The sequence below is a fragment of the Rugamonas sp. DEMB1 genome (genome assembly GCF_029834475.1).
In the GTDB taxonomy this organism is placed as follows: Bacteria; Pseudomonadota; Gammaproteobacteria; order Burkholderiales; family Burkholderiaceae_D; genus Rugamonas; species Rugamonas rubra.
Window position 1 is genome coordinate 1,491,708 of sequence record NZ_CP122407.1, and the last position, 16,755, is coordinate 1,508,462.

Here is a 16,755-nt window from a genome sequence, read left to right on the forward strand (position 1 = left end):
GTCTTCGGTCGAGGCGGTGGCGGTCGTCGGTCGAGGTGCCGGCGGCTAACAAACCACCCACCGGCGAAGAGCCAGGGTCAGACCCTCAGGGTCTGACCCTGAGTTTTGCCGGTGGCTTTTCTTGGCGCAGCTGCGCCGCGCTACCGGCGGGCGCGGGCGAACTGTTCGAACTGCTCGGCCGGCAGCGGCTTGCTGAAGTAGTAGCCCTGCATCTCGTCGCAGCCCTGCTCGCGCAGGAACTCCAGCTGGCCGGCCGTCTCGACGCCCTCGGCGATGGTCTGCAGGCCCAGGCTGCGGGCCATCTGGATGATGGCCCCGACGATGGCCTTGTCCTCCGGGTCGGTGCAGATGTCGCGTACGAAGGACTGGTCGATCTTCAGCTTGTAGACCTTGAACTTCTTCAAATGGCTGAGCGAGGAATAGCCGGTGCCGAAGTCGTCGATCGACATGCGCACGCCGCGCTCGTGCAGGCTGTTCATGATGGCGATGGCGCCCTGCGGGTCGTGCATCGCCACCCCCTCGGTCAGCTCGAGCTCGAGGTATTCGGCCGGCAGGCCTCCTCGTCGAGGATCTGGCTCACCAGGCGCGGCAGGTCGGCCTGGCGGAACTGCACCGCCGACAGGTTCACCGCCATCACCAGCGGCGCCAGGCCGGCGTCCATCCACAGGCGCGCCTGGCGCGCCGCCTGGCGCAGCACCCAGGCGCCGATCGGCAGGATCAGGCCGCTGTCCTCGGCCGCCGGGATGAACTCGGCCGGCGACACCTGGCCCAGCTCGGGCGAGTGCCAGCGCAGCAGCGCCTCGGCGCCGACGATGCGCCCGTCCTGCTGGGAGAACTGCGGCTGGTAGTGCACCTGCAGCTGCTCGCGCTCGAGCGCGTGGCGCAGCGCCGACACCAGCTGCAGGTTGCGCGCCGAGCGCTGCTGCATCTCCGCCGTGAAGAAGCGCAGGTCGTTGCGGCCCTCCTGCTTGACGCGGTACATGGCCGCGTCGGCGCACTGGAACAGCGCCTCCAGGTCGGCGCCGTCGGCCGGGTACAGCGCGATGCCGACCGAGGCCGTCACGTTCAGGTCGTGCGGCGCGATGTGGCAGGGCGCCTCGATCAGGCCGAGCAGGCGGCGCGCCGCCAGCGCGGCGCCGGCCGCGTCCACGCCCGGCAGCACGAACATGAACTCGTCGCCGCCCAGGCGCGCCAGCAGGTCGCCCGGGCGCAGCGTTTGGCGCAGCCGGCCGGCCAGCTCGACCAGCAGGGCGTCGCCGGCGCTGTGGCCGAGCGAGTCGTTGATGTCCTTGAAGCGGTCCAGGTCGAGCAGCATCACCGCCGCCGTCTGGCGGCCCTGCTGCGCCAGGCTCAGCGCGTAGGCGGCGTGGTCGAGCAGCTGGGTGCGGTTGGGCAGGCCGGTCAGCGCGTCGAAGTGGGCCAGGTACTGGATCTGCGCGTCGGCCCGCTTGCGCTCGGTGACGTCGCGCGTGATCCCCAGCAGCATCGGCGGCTCGCCCGGCTCGCCTTCCATCGGCGCGGCGTGCGTCTCCATCCAGCGGGTGCCGCCGCGCAGGCCGCGCACCTCGAACTCGAGCGTGCCGCTGCCGCCCTGCATGACGCGCTGGTGCAGCGCCGTGAAGTCGGCGCGGTAGGCCGGCAGCACCAGCTCGACCAGGTCGTGGCGCTGCAACTGCTCCAGGCTGTCGGCCTCGAGGATGGCCAGGCCGGCCGCGTTCATCTCCAGCAGGCGGCCCTCGCTGTCGAGCACCTTGATGCACTCCGGCTCGGTCTCGATGATGGTGCGCAGGTGCTGTTCGCTCTTGCGCAGCAGCGCGTTGGACTGCTCGCGCTGGGCCTCGCGGTCGAAGTTTTTCAGGGCGAACTCGATGTCGAGCACCATCTCCAGCAGCAGCTCGCGCACCTCCTGGTCGAAGGCCAGGCGCAGCGCCGAGTACAGCGAGAAGAAGCCGACGATGCGGCCGTCGCGGCGCAGCGGCAGCGCCGCCGAGGCGCCCCAGCCGAACTGCGCGCCGCGGGCGTGCCAGGCGGCGGTGGCCGGGTCGGCCTGGAAGTCCTGGCACCAGTAGGGCTGGCCGGCGCGGAACGAGCAGCCGATCGGGCCGCGGCCGTGCGGGTTGGCGGCGTCGAGCGACAGGCGCAGGCCGTCCAGGTACGCGATGCCGTCGCCGTGCGCGGCGGCCGGCACGACGTGGCCGTCGGCGTCGGCGATCATGCCGATCCAGGCCATCGTCATGCCGCCGTGTTCGACCACGGCGCGGCAGATGCGCTCGAACAGCTCGGCCTCGCTGGTGCTGCGCACGATCGCCTGGTTGCACTGGCTGAGCGCGCTGTAGAGCCGGCTGACGCGCTGGTGGCGCGCCAGCGCGGCGCCGCGCTCGGCGTCGATGCGCTGCAGGCTCTGCTGCATCTCGGCCAGCCAGCCCAGCACGCTGTGGCGGCGCCCGGCCGGCACCGGGATGGCGCCGGCGAAGTCGCCGCCGCTGAGCCGCTCGATGCGCTGGTGCAGCAGGTCGGCGCGGCAGCCGAGGATGGCGTCGAGGTCGCGCTTGCTGCGCCACAGCAGGTAGAGCAGCAGGGCGCCGGCCAACAGCACCGCGGCGCGCATGCTGCGGGCGTTGCCGGCGGCGTTGCGCACCGCCTCCAGCGTGCGCTGCTCGACGCTGTTCTGCACCTGGCCGATCGGCCGCATGATGGCCGCCTTGGCCTGGCGGTAGTCGGCGTTGTGCAACAGTTCGCTGGCGGCCTGGCGCCGCGCCGGTTCGGCCGCGCCGCCGCCCTCGAGCAGGGCCATGGCGGCCAGCTCGGTGTGGGTCAGGCTGTCGGAGTTTTGTTTGGCCTCGCTCAGCAGCGAGAATTCCAGCGCGCTGAAGCCGGCCTGGCGCATGCGTTCGAGCATGGCCGTGGCGGGCGCCGCCGGCGTGGCGCTCGCCGGCGTGGCCGCGGCCGCGTCGGCCGCCGCCAGGGTCCCAGTAGGTGTGCGGCTCGCTCGGCGCCGCGCCGGGCCGGCCGTCGCGCGCCGCCAGGATGTCCTGGTAGTGCTGGCGGTAGGCCGGCTCGCCGGTGGCCACGTAGCTGCGCACCATGCGGGTCAGCTCGTCGGAGGACTGGCGCAGCTCCTCGGTCAGTTGGTAGGAGTGGTAGCGCAGCGCGTTGGCGTCGTCGATGCGCTGCTCGGCCCAGACGTACAGCCAGAAGCTGGCGCAGAACAGCGCCAGCGCGGCGACGGTGAGCCAGGCGCTGCGCGAGAAACGGGACATGGTGCTGCTGGCGGTGGTGGTCATCTTGGTCGTCGGTGGCGCGCCGTGCCACCGGCGCTGGGCGGGCGGAGGGTTTAGACGGCGGGGCCGACGTCCATGCCGTCGTAGGTCTCGATCTGCTGCTCCTCGGCGAAGCGGTAGAACTCCTGGTTGCGCGCGTGCAGGCTGGCGGCGTCGTGTTTCTCGACCTTCTCGACGTGCAGCCAGCTTTGCGCCGGCGTGCCGTCGGCCTGGGCCGCCGAGTCGAACAGGCCGACCACGCGGTAGCCCTTGGCCGCCAGCAGCGGCGCCGCCTGTTCCAGCCTGGCCTTGGCCCGGTCGGCGAAGAAGTAACCCCACAGCAGCGGCTTGCTGCTGTCCCAGGGGGCGTTTTGCGCCATGTCGGCGAACAGTTCGGTCATGTCTTCTTGGCTGATCTTTTTGATGCTCATGCTGCGCTTTCCTTGTGTGTCGTGGTGGCTTGTTAGCCGTATTGTAGCGCCAGCCGCCCGGGCGGTGGCCTTAGGCGAGGGCGGAAAACAACAGCCGCACGCGCAGGCCGCGCCCGCCGGCGCCGTCGGCCAGCACGATGGCGGCGCCGTGCAGGGCGGCGATGTCGGCCACGATGGCCAGGCCCAGGCCGGCGCCGCCGGGGTTGCGCTCGAGCGTGGCGGCGGCGCGGTAGAACGGCGCGAAGACCTTTTCGCGCTCGGCGGCGGCGATGCCGTGGCCGCTGTCCTCGACCTCCAGCAGCACCCGGCCGGGGCCGCCGTCGGCCGCCGCGCCGGCCAGCACGCGCAGCACCACGCTGCCGCCGGGCGGCGTATAGCGCAGCGCGTTGTCGAGCAGGTTGGCGACCAGCTCGTGCAGCAGCAGGGCGTGGCCGCGCACCAGGCCGTCCAGCCCGGCCTCGAGCGACAGGTCGATGTCGCGCGCGACGGCGGCCGGCGCCTGCTCCAGCGCCACCTGGCGCAAGGTGTCGCGCAGCGCCACCGGGGCCAGCGCCGTGCCCTCGCCGCCGTGCTCGATGCGCGCCAAGGTCAGCAGGCGGTTGGCCAGGTTGACCGTCGAGTCGGTGGTGGCGGCGATGCTGCGCACGATCTCGCCCAGCGCGGCGCGCAGCCGCGCCGGGTCGTGCTGTTCGCGCTCGCACTCGCGCAGCGCCAGCTCGGCCTGGGTCTTGAGCACCGTCAGCGGCGTGCGCAACTGGTGCGAGGCGTCGGCGATGAAGCGGCGCTGGCTGGCGATCAGGCTTTGCAGCCGCGCCATGGCGCCGTTCATCGCCGCCACCAGCGGGCGCACCTCCTTGTGCACCAGCGCCGGGTCGACGTCGGACAGGTCGGACAGGCTGCGCGTCTCGACCGCCAGCTTGAGCCGCATCAGCGGGCGCAGCACCAGCCGCACGGCGAACCACACCAGCAGCGCCAGCGCCACCAGCAGGCCGGCCTGCCACAGCAGGGTGTCGAACAGGATCTGGTTGGACAGGCCGCGCCGCGCGTCGAGCGTCTCGGCCACCTGGATCAGCGCGATGCCGCGCATCGAGTCGTCGTACACCGGCTGCAGCAGGGCGGCGATGCGGATCGGCTGGCCGTGGTAGCTGGCGTGGTAGAAGCGCACCAGCGCCGGGTAGGCCTGCGAGCGCGGCACGTTGGCCGGCACCGCCGGCAGGTCGGCGTAGCCGGACACGGTCTCGCCACGGATGCCGGTGACCTTGTAGTAGATGCGGCCCAGGGTGTCGGTCTCGAAGCTGTCGAGGGCGACGTAGGGCACGTCGGCCACCACCTTGCCGTTGACCACCGAGACGCGCTCGGCCAGCGCCCGCGTCGAGGCCAGCAGCGAGCGGTCGTAGGCCATGTCGGCGGCGTCGAGGGCGTTGCGGTAGACCGAGACGGCGTTCAGCAGCACCAGCACGATCAGCGGGCCGAGCAGCCAGCGCAGCAGCTGGCCGCGCAGGCTGCCCAGCGCGGCCGGCGCCGCCGCGGCGCCGGTGGCGGCGCGCGCGCGCAGGGCGGCCGGCAGCCCCATTCAGGCGGCCGGCGCGGCCGGCCTTGGCTGCAGCAGGTAGCCGATGCCGCGCAGCGTGGTGATGACGGCGCCGCCCGCCGCGCCGGCCGCCACGCCGCTGTCGAGCTTCTTGCGCACGCGGTGGATGTACAGCTCGATGGCGTCGAGGTTGGCGTCGTCGGCCAGCGCGAACACCTCGTCGAACAGCTTCTCCTTCGACACGGCGCGGCCGGCGCGGGTGATCAGCGCCTCCAGCACGGCGTGCTCGCGCGGCGTCAACGCCATCGGCGTGCCGGCGTAGCTGAACATGCGCGTCACCGTGTCGAAGCTGAGCGCGCCGCAGCTGTGCACCAGGCTCTCGTTGCCGACGCTGCGGCGCAGCAGCGCCTTGACGCGCGCCTCCAGCTCGGCCAGCTCGAAGGGCTTGGCCAGGTAGTCGTCGGCGCCCAGGTTGAGGCCCTGCACCTTGTCGTCCAGGCCGCCGCGCGCGGTCAGGATCAGCACCGGCGTCTGGCCGCGCGGCGCGGCGCGCGCGCGCAGCCGGCGCAGCACCTCCAGCCCGTCCATGCGCGGCAGCGTCAGGTCGAGGATCACCAGCGCGTAGTCCTGGGTGTGCAGCAGGGCGTCGGCGTCGGCGCCGTTGTCGGCGCACTCGACCGTGAGGTGGGCGTCGCGCAGCGCCTTGGCCAGCCAGCGCGATAGTTCGGTGTGGTCTTCAACTAACAGAATGCGCATATTTTCTTGCTAACAGTATGAAAAAAGTTCAGTGTAAGGCCACAATCATCGCCGCCGCCGGCCCGATTGGGAAGCGCGCCCCGCCGATTGTGGCGCCTTGACGACAAGCCGGGGCCGCCACCCCCGCTGAAAGCCAATTGAAAGGAAGCGACTTCTATAGTGGCAGCCTGATTGAACGATCAGGCAACTCACCAATAACTATATCCTCTGGAGACCCACATGAAGAAAACCACCCTGTCACTCGCCGCGCTGGCCCTGCTGGCCGCCGGCGGCGCCGCCCAGGCCCAATCGAACGTCCAGGTCTACGGCCTGCTCGACATGGGCGTCGACTACGCCTCCGACGCCAAGGCCGGCGGCGGTTCGCTGACCCGGGTCAGCTCCGGCGGCATGAACACCTCGCGCTGGGGGCTGCGCGGTTCCGACGGACCTGGGCGGCGGCCTGAAGGCGGTGTTCCAGCTCGAGGGCGGCATCCTGATGGACAGCGGCGCCTCCGACGGCGTGCTGTTCAAGCGCCAGGCCAACGTCGGCCTGGAGGGCGGTTTCGGCCGCGTCGTGCTGGGCCGCTCGTTCAGCAACGTGTACGACACGGTGATCGCCTTCGACCCGATGGGCTTCGCGCCGATGTACTCGTGGGCCACCTCCGGCCCGGCCACCGGCCCGAGCAAGTACGGCTTCACCACCGCCTTCGACAACCTGGTCAAGTACTCCGGCAAGGTCGGCGCCTTCAAGTTCGGCGCCTCCTACGGCTTCGGCGAGCAGGCCAGCGGCGCGCGCGACAGCAGCAAGATGGGCCTGTCGACCGTCTACACCACCGGCCCGGTCAGCCTGATGGCGACCTGGGAGCGGGTCAACGGCAACACCGTGGCCGCCACCGGCAACCGCGACAAGAACACCGTCTGGCACATCGGCGGCAACTACAGAACGGTCCGCTCAAGCTGACCGCCGTGGTGCGCGACTTCAAGACCGTGGCCGGCAAGGCGCTGACGCCGGACGTCGAGGCGACCACCTACTGGGGCGGCGTCAACTACAAGATCAACGCGGCCACGCTGACCGGCGCGATCTACCACGTCAATGTCAAGAACGTCGCCGGCGGCAAGGATGCCGACCCGACCATGTACGTGGCGCGCTACCGCTACGCCCTGTCCAAACGCACCGACCTGTACGTCTCGGCCGCCTACGTCAAGGCCAAGAACGGCCAGCTGACCGGCCTGTCGCGCGACGACGCCGGCTTCGGCGAAACCCAGCGCGGCTTCGTCACCGGCATGCAGCACCGCTTCTAGGCCGCGCTTTTAGGCTAACTTTCGGCCCGGCGGTTTTTCGACAAATTGTGAAAAATCGCCGGGCTTTGAAAGCGCTTTGAAAGCTTCACCGCTCTACTATACCCATACCAGATGAAGAAAATTTTGCCAGCTTTGCTGGCGCTGCTGTGCGCCCCGCCGCAGTCCGGCGCGGCGGCCCAGCCGGCAGGCGTGGAGTGCATCGTCCCGTCCAAGCCGGGCGGCGCGATGGACCTGACCTGCAAGCTGGCGCAACAAGGATTGAACGGACTGCCGGGCCGGCCCGCCGGCGCCATGCACATCAGCTACCTGCCCGGCGGCATAGGCGCGGTGGCCTGGCACTCGCTGGTGTCGCAGCGGCGCGCCGAGCCGAACACCCTGGTGGTGTTCTCCGGCGGCTCGCTGCTCAACCTGGCGCAGGGCAAGTTCGGCCGGGCCACGGCGGGCGACGTGCGCTGGGTGGCGGCGCTGGGCGCCGACTACGGCATGATCGCGGTGCGCGCCGATTCGCCCTACAAGACGCTGGGCGACCTGGTCGCCGCCTTGAGGAAGCAGCCGGACAAGGTGCTGGTGGGTGTCTCGGGCACCATCGGCAGCCAGGATTGGTTGAAGATCGCGCTGGTGGCGAAGGCCGCCGGCGTCGATCCGAAGGTGTTGCGCTTCGTCGCCCTGGAGGGCGGCGGCGAGGCCTTCACCGCGATGCACGCCAACCATGTGCAGGTGGTCTCGGGCGACGCCTCGGAGGCCACGCTGTATTCGGCGGGCGGCAACACGCGGGTGCTGGCGGTGCTGTCGGAACGGCGCCTGCCGGGCGTGTTGGCGAATGTGCCGACGGCGCGCGAGCAGGGCATCGACGTGGTTTGGCCGATCATCCGTGGCGTCTGGATGGGGCCGCAGGTGGCCGAGGGCGACTACCGCAAATGGGTCGCCACCTTCGACCGCGTGCTGGCCACGCCGGAGTTCGCGCAGAGCCGCGCCGCCTACGGCCTGTATCCGTTCAGCCTGACCGGCGAGGCGCTGGCGGCCTACGTGAAGAAGGCGGTCGACGACTACGGCCGGCGCGCCAGCGAACTTGGCTTGGTGCGCTAGGCGCCGCCGCGGGCAACACGCAACACGCGCTACACAACACGCGGTAGGAACAAGGCAGTAAAACGCGGTACATAAGGCGAATCATCGCCACATATAAACGACGGAGACAAGACATGATGTTGAAAACCACCCTGGCCGCTGCATTGACCACCGTATTCGCCTCGGCCGCCCTGGCCCAGGTGCCGGCCGGCTACCCGGCCGACTACCAGAAGATCATCGACGGCGCCAAGAAGGAGGGCAAGCTGGTGATCTACGGCGCCACCGACAGCAAGGCGACCCAGCCGCTGATCAAGGACTTCAGCGCCCAGTTCCCCGGCATCAGCGTCGAGTACAACGACATGAACTCGACCGAGGTGTACAACCGCTTCATCTCCGAGGTGGCGGCCGGCGGCAACACCGCCGACGTCATGTGGTCGTCGGCGATGGACCTGCAGATGCGCCTGGCCTCGGACGGCTACGCCCTCAAGTACAAGTCGGTCGAGGCGGGCAAGATCCCCGGCTGGGCGATCTGGGACGAGCAGGCCTACGGCACCACCTTCGAGCCGGCCGCCATCGTCTACAACAAGCGCCTGGTCGAGGCCAAGGAGGTGCCGCAGACCCACGCCGACTTCGCCAAGCTGATCCAACTGCCCAAGTTCAAGGACAAGGTCACCACCTACGACATCGAAAAATCCGGCGTCGGCTTCATGTTCATGACCCAGGACGCGCGCGAGAACCCCAAGTTCCTCGAGCTGGAGAACGCCTTCGGCGTGGCCAAGGTGCGCGTGCAGTCCTCCACCGGCACCATGATGGAGCGCATCTCCTCGGGCGAGAACCTGATCGGCTACAACGTGCTGGGCTCCTACGCCCTGGTGCGCGCCAGGACCGACCCGTCGATCGGCGTGGTGTTGCCGAAGGATTACACGCTGATCCTGTCGCGCGTCATCTTCATCAACAAGGCCGCCAAGAACGTCAACGGCGCCAAGCTGTGGCTCGACTACATGCTGTCGCACCGCGGCCAGACGGTGATCGCCAACGACTCCAAGCTGTACGCCATCCGCGCCGACGTCAGCGGCGAGACCACCTCGGCCGACCTGATCAAGCAAATCGGCAAGGACAACGTCAAGCCGGTGCCGGTGCACCCGATCATCCTGCAGTTCCTCGGCCCGGCCAAGCGCATGGCCTTCCTCAAGCAGTGGAAAGAAACCGCCGGCAAGAAGTAAGCCGCGCCGCTTCACGCTTCACCACCGGGGTCGGTGCCAGGGTTCGCGTCGCGGGCCGTGGCTAATCACGCCCGATCCCGGCCAGCACGCCCCATTTCAAGGCCCGATACTATGCAAACCATGACCCTTCCCAGCTCCGGCCGGCGCAGCCTCAATTGGCCGCGCGGCGTGGTGGTGGCGCTCGCCCTCGTCGCCATCTTCCTGCCGCTGTTCCTGATCTTCTACCAAAGCTTCCTGTCGGCGCCGTTCTTCATGCCGGTCAAGGAGCTCGGCTTCGACGCCTACCGCTTCATCTTCGACGACCCCGATTTCAGCGCCGCCTTCCGCAACGGCCTGATACTGGCCACCGGCCTGGCGGTGATCGCCGTGCCGTTGGGCGGCATGCTGGCCTTCCTGATGATCCGCACCGACCTGCCGTGCCGCGGCTGGATCGCGCCGATGCTGCTGGTGCCGATCTTCGTCTCGCCGATGGTGATGGGCTTCGGCTACGTCGTCGCCATGGGCCCGGTCGGCTTCTACTCGACCTGGGCCAAGGACCTGCTCGGCTTCATCCCGTGGAACATCTACTCCTTCGGCAGCATCGTCGTCATCGCCGGCCTGACCCACGTGCCGCACGTCTACCTGTACGCCTCGTCGGCGCTGAAGAGCCTCGGCTCCGACGTCGAGGAGGCGGCCCGCGTGGCCGGCGCCTCGCCGCTGCAGGTGATGCTCAACGTCTCGCTGCCGATGATCATGCCGGCGCTGGCCTACGCCGCCGTGCTGGTGTTCTTCCTCGGCTTCGAGGTGTTCGGCCTGGTGCTGGTGCTGGGCGACCCGGAGGGCCACATGGTGCTGGCCACCTACCTGTACAAGCTGACCAACAAGCTGGGCACGCCGTCCTACCACCTGATGGCAGCCGTCGCCGTCTGCCTGGTGATGGTCACCATGCCGCTGGTGATGCTGCAGCGCTGGCTGCTCAAGTCGGCCAACAAATACGTCTCCATCAAGGGCAAGGGCGCGCGCACCAAGGTCATGCCGCTGGGTAACTGGAAATGGCTGGCCTTCGCCCTGATCGCCGGCTGGCTGATGTTCACCATCGTCATGCCGATCTCCGGCATCGTGCTGCGCTCCTTCGTGCTGTACTGGGGCGAGGGCGTGAAGCTGGCCGACGTGCTGACCCTGCAGCACTTCCGCGAAATCCTCGAGCAGCCGTCGCTGATGCGCGGCATCCTCAACACGGTGCTGATCGGCGTCATCGGCGGCGCCCTGGCGGTGGTCTGCTACAGCGCCATCGCGCTGGCCATGCACCGCAAGCCGGACGGCATCACCCGCCTGCTCGACTACAGCGTGCTGGTGCCGCGCGCCGTGCCGGGGCTGCTGGCCGGCCTGTCCTTCCTGTGGGTCTTCCTGTTCGTGCCGAGCTGGTTGGACGGCATGTTGAAGGGCATGGACAACAGCGTCGCCCTGTGGCTCAGCGCCCATGCGATACCGCTGCTGCGCGAGGTGCGCTCGACCATCTTCGCGCTGTGGCTGGCCTACTCGGTGGTCTGGCTGGCCTACGGCATGCGGCTGATCTCGGCCGCGCTGCTGCAGGTCGGCCCCGAGTTGGAGGAGGCCGCCCGCGCCGTCGGCGCCAGCCGCGGCCAGGTCAGCCGCGACGTCACCCTGCCGCTGATCAAATACGGCATGCTGGGCGCCTGGCTGATGGTGTTCCTGATCTTCGAGCGCGAGTATTCGACCGGCGTCTACCTGCTCTCGCCCGGCACCGAGGTGATCGGCGCCATGCTGGTGTCGCTGTGGGCCGGCGGTTCGACCGACCTGGTGGCGGCGCTGTCCTTCATCAACATCACGCTGGTCGCCATCGGCCTGGGCATCGCGCTGCGCTTCGGCGTCAAGCTGCACAACTAAGCAAACCAACAACATGAAACGAGACATCATCATGAACGAACTGACCGTCAACGACCTGCACCTGGACTACGGCAGCGGCGCCCACACCAACCCCATCCTCAAGGGCGTCTCGATGCACCTGCAAAAGGGCGAGGTGGTGGCCCTGCTCGGCCCCTCCGGCAGCGGCAAGACCACCTTGCTGCGCGCCGTCGCCGGCCTCGAGAGCGCCAAGTCGGGCACCATCGACATCGGCGAGCGCCGCGTCTTCGACGGCGGCCGCGCCTTCGAGATGCCGGCCGAGCAGCGCAACCTGGGCCTGGTGTTCCAGTCCTACGCGCTGTGGCCGCACAAGACGGTGTTCGACAACGTCGCCTACGGCCTCAAGCTGCGCAAGATGGGCACCGGCGAGATCAAGGCGCGCGTCGACGAGGTGCTCAAGCAGCTCGGCCTGGGCCACCTGGGCGAGCGCTTCCCGCACCAGCTGTCCGGCGGCCAGCAGCAGCGCGTGGCGATCGCCCGCGCGCTGGTCTACAACCCGCCGGTGATCCTGCTCGACGAGCCGCTGTCGAACCTGGACGCCAAGCTGCGCGAGGAGGCCCGCGCCTTCCTGCGCGAGCTGATCGTGCGCCTGGGCCTGTCGGCCCTGATGGTGACCCACGACCAGGCCGAGGCGATGGCCATCTCCGACCGCATCCTGCTGCTCAACAACGGCAAGATCGAACAGCAGGGCACCCCGCAAAGCATGTACGAGACGCCGGACACCCTGTTCACCGCCGAGTTCATGGGCAGCAACAACCGCCTGCCGGCCCGCATCGTGCAGCGCAACGGCGGCGCCGTGCGGCTCGACGTCAACGGCGTGGCGCTCAATGCCAGCGCGCGCGGCGCCAGCGGCGGCAAGGAGCCGAGCACCATCATCCGCGTCGAGGAGGTGAAGATCAGCGCCGGCCCGGTGGACAACGCGCTGCAACTGCCGCTGCTCACCTGCATGTACCTGGGCGACCGCTGGGAGTGCCTGTTCAAGGGCGCCGACGGTAGCGAGCTCAGCCTGCGCGCCTACTCGAAGTACCGGCTGGAGCCGGGCAGCTACTGGCTGCAACTGCCGGCCGACAAGCTCTGGGTCTTCTAAGCAAGCAAGCCGGCGCCACGCCGCAAACAGCAAGGCCGCCCGGCATCCGCCGTGGCGGCCTTTTTTACAACAATTTTCATGGTGTTTATGCCATGTTTTTCATGGGGCAACAGAAATACTTGCCTTGTGTATGCACTATGGCCTTAGAATCACGCGTCGGCACCCCGCAGCGGCGCTGCCGGCGCCGGTGAAAAGCCGGGGCGCCAGGGGCGCCTCGGCGTTCCCGTACACGCCCCCCAACCAACGAGGCCCAGCGATGCCAGCTACCAGCAGCGCCCAATTGTTCCTGGTCGACAGCGTCAACGTCGACGATGCCGCCCTGGCCAAGAGCTCGGCCTGGCTCAGTGCGGGCGAGGCGGCGCGCTATCGCGGTTTTGTCCGGCCGCACCGCCAGCGCCAGTTCCTGATCGGCCGCACGCTGCTCAGGATGGCGCTGGCCGAACTGCTTGGCTGCGCGCCCGAAGCGCTGCTGTTCGAACAGTTGGCCGGCCGCGCGCCGCGCCTGCTCAAACCGGCCCCGGGCAAGGGCGGCGCCGCGCCGGGCTTCAGCATTTCGCACAGCGGCCAATGGGTCGCCTGCGCGGTCAGCGCCGACACCGCGCTCGGGCTCGACATCGAGGTGCTCGATCCCGCCCGCGACATCGACGCCCTGGCCGAACACGCCTTCGACGACGCCACCCACGCGCGCTGGCGCGCCGCCGCGCCGGCGCAGCGGATGGCCCAGTTCTACCGCCTGTGGAGCGAGCGGGAGGCGCGGCTCAAGCTGGGCCAGTCGCCGGGCGAGCCGGCGCCGGGCTGCCTGGTGCTGCCGCACCCGGAGTTGTCGGTGGTGCTGTGCAGCGCGCTGCCGCTCGCCGTGGCGCCGCGCATCGAGTTGCGCGCGCTGTAGTCCGGCCGCCGCCGGCGCGGCGCGATAGCGCGCAACTTCGCTCCGGCTACTCTATACTGCGGTAAATAGTATTCGAAAGGCAATGTGGCGCGCCCCGATTGACGCGCCGCAAGCGCCGCCGCGCCGTCCTTGTGGCCGGCGGCGCGATGCAGTATGTTTCAATCCTTTCCACATTTTCCCGCCGACATGAGCCATCCGAACCAGTTTTCCCTGTTGTCGCAGCGCCGCTTCGCGCCCTTCTTCTGGACCCAGTTCCTCGGCGCCTTCAACGACAACCTGTTCAAGACCGCCTTGATGGTGATCCTGACCTACGACGCGCTGAGCTGGACCACGCTGTCGCCGTCGCTGGTGACCAACCTGATCCCCGGCCTGTTCATCCTGCCCTACGTGCTGTTCTCGGCCACCGCCGGCCAGTTCGCCGACAAATACGAGAAGGCCGGCCTGGCCCGCTTCGTCAAGTGGATGGAGCTGGCCATCATGCTGGCCGCCGGCGCCGGCTGGATGACGCACACGCTGTGGCTGCTGGTGGCCGCCGTGGTCGGCATGGGCGTGCACTCGACCCTGTTCGGCCCGGTCAAATACGCCTACCTGCCGCAGCAGTTGTCGCCCGAGGAGCTGATCGGCGGCAACGGCGTGATCGAGATGGGCACCTTCGTCGGCATCCTGCTCGGCGAGATCCTCGGCGCCGTGCTGGTGGTGCACCAGCCCTACGGCATCGCCCTGGTGGCCGGCGCCACCGTGCTGACCGCGCTGCTCGGCCTGGCGGCCAGCTACCGCATCCCCTTGACGCCGGCGCCGGCGCCCGAGCTGAAGATCAGCCGCAACCCGCTGGCCGAGTCGATCCGCAACATCGCCTTCTCGCGCAAGAACAAGGTGGTCTTCCTGGCCATGCTGGGCAACTCCTGGTTCTGGTTCTACGGCGCGCTGATCCTGGCCCAGTTCCCGGTCTACGCCAAGGACTACCTGCACGGCGACCACAGCGTGTTCGTCCTGCTGCTGACCGTGTTCTCGCTCGGCGTCGGCAGCGGCTCGCTGCTGTGCGAGCGCCTGTCCGGGCGCAAGGTGGAGATCGGCCTGGTGCCGTTCGGCTCGATCGGCCTGTCGCTGTTCGGCCTCGACCTGTACTTCGCCAGCCTGGGCTACCACAACACGGCGGCGGTCGACTTCGCCGGCCTGCTGGCCCAGCACGCCAGCTGGCGCATCCTGTTCGACGTGCTGATGATCGGCATGTTCGGCGGCTTCTTCATCGTCCCCCTGTTCGCCCTGATCCAGACCCGCTGCGACCCGCAGCACATCTCGCGCACCATCGCCGGCATGAACATCCTCAACGCCCTGTTCATGGTGGCGGCGGCCGGCGTCGCCATCGTGCTGCTGGGGCAGGGCTTCACGATCCCCCAGCTGTTCCTGGTCACCGCCGTGTTGAACGCCCTGGTGGCGCTGTACATCTTCTCGCTGGTGCCGGAGTTCCTCATGCGCTTCCTCGCCTGGCTGTTGATCCACACCGTGCACCGCGTCAAGTGCATCGACGCCGAGCGCATCCCGGCCGAGGGCGCGGCGGTGCTGGTGTGCAACCACGTCAGCTATGTCGACGCCATCGTCATCGGCGCCGCCAGCCCGCGCCCCATCCGCTTCGTCATGGACCACCGCATCTTCAAGCTGCCGCTGCTGGGCTGGATCTTCCGCACCGCCCGCGCCATCCCCATCGCGCCGGCCAAGGAGGACCCGTGGCTGATGGAGAAGGCCTATGTCGACATCGCCCAGGCGCTGCACGAGGGCGACCTGGTCTGCATTTTCCCCGAGGGCCGGCTGACCAGCACCGGCGAGCTCAACGAGTTCAAGGGCGGCATCGCCAAGATCGTCGCCCGCTCGCAGGTGCCGGTGATCCCGATGGCGCTGCGCGGCCTGTGGGGCCACCTGCTCAGCCGGGGCGCCGAGAATGTCTTCGAGCGCACCTTCCGCACCGGCTGGCGCTCGCGCCTGGCGCTGGCCGTCGGCCACCCGGTGGCGCCGCAGGACGCCACCCCGGAGCGCCTGCGCGAGCAGGTGCTGGCGCTGCGCGGCGGCTGGAAATAGTCCCGTCGCGGACGACTTGTCCATACAACTTTGGTTAAAGTTTGTAACTTACCACTGCTTACAATCTTGATTTTCAATTTGGCAATGTTTCTTTAAACTTCACTTTGTCCCCGCCGTGCGAACGGCGGGGCGGGGTGCGGTGCCGCTGCGCGGGCCGCCTTGATCCGATCTTTCTTGGAGGAATCAACGTGCGACATAAGAACATCATTGCGGCCGGTCTGGGCCTGGCCGGCTTGCTGGCGCTGGGCGCTTGCGGCGGCGGCAATAGCAATAGCAACAACCCGAGCGCCAAGCAGCCGCAGGCCGCGCCGCCGCCGCCGCCGCCGAGCGGATTCACGCTGGCGGTCGACTTCAACCAGGGCATCGACGGCTGGACCGGCGGCACCGCCGACTATACCGTCAACACCAAGCCGACCGAGGTCAAGTTCGCTTTCGAGGCCATGCCGGCCCCGCTCAGCGGCAAGGGCTACTTCATCGGCGCCCACAACAACAGCGACGACGTGCTGGTCTATGTGAAGAAGCAGTTCGGCGGCTTCGCCCCGTCGACCAAGTACAAGCTGAACTTCGCGCTGCGCTTCGCCAGCGACATCGCCTCCGGCTGCTACGGCGTGGGCGGCTCGCCCGGCGACGCGGTGCACATGCTGGCCGTCGCCAGCCCGATCGAGCCGCTCACCGAACTGCAGGGCGCCGAGGACTACCGCCTCAACATCGAGCGCGGCAACCAGGCCGCCAACGGCCAGTTCGGCCGGGTGCTCGGCACGCTGGGCAACGGCACCACCGACTGCCACGTGCGCACCTATGTGTCGAAGGCGGTCAAGTCGGCCGAGGCGATGGAGGTGCAGAGCGACGCCCAGGGCAAGCTGTGGGTCTTGTTCGGCATGGACTCCGGCTTCGAGGCCAGCGGCCACGCCATCCTGCAAAGCGCCAGCGTGACCGCCACGCCGCTGTAGGGCGGCAAGCGGCGTTCCTTCACCCCGCACCCCGATCCGCCACGGTCGGGGTCAGACCCCGGTTGGGGTCTGACCCCTTGCCTGCGGGGTTATGCCTGCGTCCCACCAAGCCACCAAGCCACCACCTCGTGGATGAAGCAGTTTTTCTCTTCGATATCCCCCGGTTTCTCCCTGTGAACGGGGGCACCAGGACGTTTTCCGATCCGTATCCGCCTAAAAAGTTGCTTGACTTAGTTAGAATGATCGTTCATTCTATGATCCATGTCATTTTGCCGGCCCCGTTTGCCGCGCCAACTTTTTCAGA

General features: G+C 68.8%; 12 protein-coding genes and 2 pseudogenes. 10 read left to right on the forward strand and 4 right to left on the reverse strand.

The window, feature by feature from the left end:
• Positions 1–140 precede the first annotated feature (140 nt).
• The 4 genes and pseudogenes from QC826_RS06910 to QC826_RS06925 all read right to left on the reverse strand — a co-directional run bounded on the left by QC826_RS06910 (position 141) and on the right by QC826_RS06925 (position 5,978).
• Positions 141–2,899, reverse strand: a pseudogene (locus tag QC826_RS06910) (putative bifunctional diguanylate cyclase/phosphodiesterase).
• Between the two features lie 435 nt (positions 2,900–3,334).
• Entirely contained in the window at positions 3,335–3,691 is a 357-nt protein-coding gene (locus tag QC826_RS06915; RefSeq protein ID WP_279764951.1) for a ribonuclease E inhibitor RraB, read from the reverse strand.
• Positions 3,692–3,761: 70 nt separating this feature from the next.
• On the reverse strand, positions 3,762–5,264 hold the full coding sequence (locus QC826_RS06920; protein WP_279764952.1) for a sensor histidine kinase: 1,503 nt from the start codon (positions 5,262–5,264) through the stop codon (positions 3,762–3,764).
• Positions 5,265–5,978: a response regulator gene (locus tag QC826_RS06925; RefSeq protein ID WP_279764954.1), complete on the reverse strand. Its 714-nt coding sequence runs from the start codon at positions 5,976–5,978 to the stop codon at positions 5,265–5,267. It abuts the gene before it with no gap.
• A 219-nt stretch (positions 5,979–6,197) separates the two neighbouring features.
• On the opposite strand from QC826_RS06925, the pseudogene QC826_RS31190 reads away from it, so the two are divergent.
• The 10 genes and pseudogenes from QC826_RS31190 to QC826_RS06965 form a co-directional block, all read left to right on the forward strand.
• Positions 6,198–6,386, forward strand: a pseudogene (locus QC826_RS31190) (porin); the annotation flags it as partial.
• Positions 6,387–6,426: 40 nt separating this feature from the next.
• Positions 6,427–6,918 carry a porin gene (locus QC826_RS31195; RefSeq protein WP_313872843.1) on the forward strand — a complete coding sequence of 164 codons (492 nt, stop codon included), beginning with the start codon at positions 6,427–6,429 and terminating at the stop codon, positions 6,916–6,918.
• 5 nt (positions 6,919–6,923) lie between these two features.
• The gene (locus tag QC826_RS31200; RefSeq protein WP_313872871.1) at positions 6,924–7,259 is read left to right on the forward strand and encodes a porin; all 336 of its coding nucleotides are present in this window, start codon (positions 6,924–6,926) and stop codon (positions 7,257–7,259) included.
• 111 nt (positions 7,260–7,370) lie between these two features.
• A complete protein-coding gene (locus tag QC826_RS06935) occupies positions 7,371–8,345 on the forward strand; it encodes a Bug family tripartite tricarboxylate transporter substrate binding protein (protein ID WP_279764956.1) in 975 nt (324 codons plus the stop codon).
• Positions 8,346–8,458: 113 nt separating this feature from the next.
• On the forward strand, positions 8,459–9,547 hold the full coding sequence (locus QC826_RS06940) for an ABC transporter substrate-binding protein (RefSeq protein WP_279764957.1): 1,089 nt from the start codon (positions 8,459–8,461) through the stop codon (positions 9,545–9,547).
• Positions 9,548–9,658: 111 nt separating this feature from the next.
• Positions 9,659–11,434, forward strand: a complete 1,776-nt coding sequence (locus tag QC826_RS06945; protein WP_279764958.1) for an iron ABC transporter permease — start codon at positions 9,659–9,661, stop codon at positions 11,432–11,434.
• 31 nt (positions 11,435–11,465) lie between these two features.
• A complete protein-coding gene (locus tag QC826_RS06950) occupies positions 11,466–12,539 on the forward strand; it encodes an ABC transporter ATP-binding protein (RefSeq protein WP_279766410.1) in 1,074 nt (357 codons plus the stop codon).
• Positions 12,540–12,795: 256 nt separating this feature from the next.
• On the forward strand, positions 12,796–13,428 hold the full coding sequence (locus tag QC826_RS06955) for a 4'-phosphopantetheinyl transferase family protein (RefSeq protein WP_279764959.1): 633 nt from the start codon (positions 12,796–12,798) through the stop codon (positions 13,426–13,428).
• Positions 13,429–13,614: 186 nt separating this feature from the next.
• Positions 13,615–15,501: an MFS transporter gene (locus tag QC826_RS06960; RefSeq protein ID WP_279764960.1), complete on the forward strand. Its 1,887-nt coding sequence runs from the start codon at positions 13,615–13,617 to the stop codon at positions 15,499–15,501.
• 188 nt (positions 15,502–15,689) lie between these two features.
• Positions 15,690–16,451, forward strand: a complete 762-nt coding sequence (locus QC826_RS06965; protein ID WP_279764961.1) for a hypothetical protein — start codon at positions 15,690–15,692, stop codon at positions 16,449–16,451.
• Positions 16,452–16,755 lie beyond the last annotated feature (304 nt).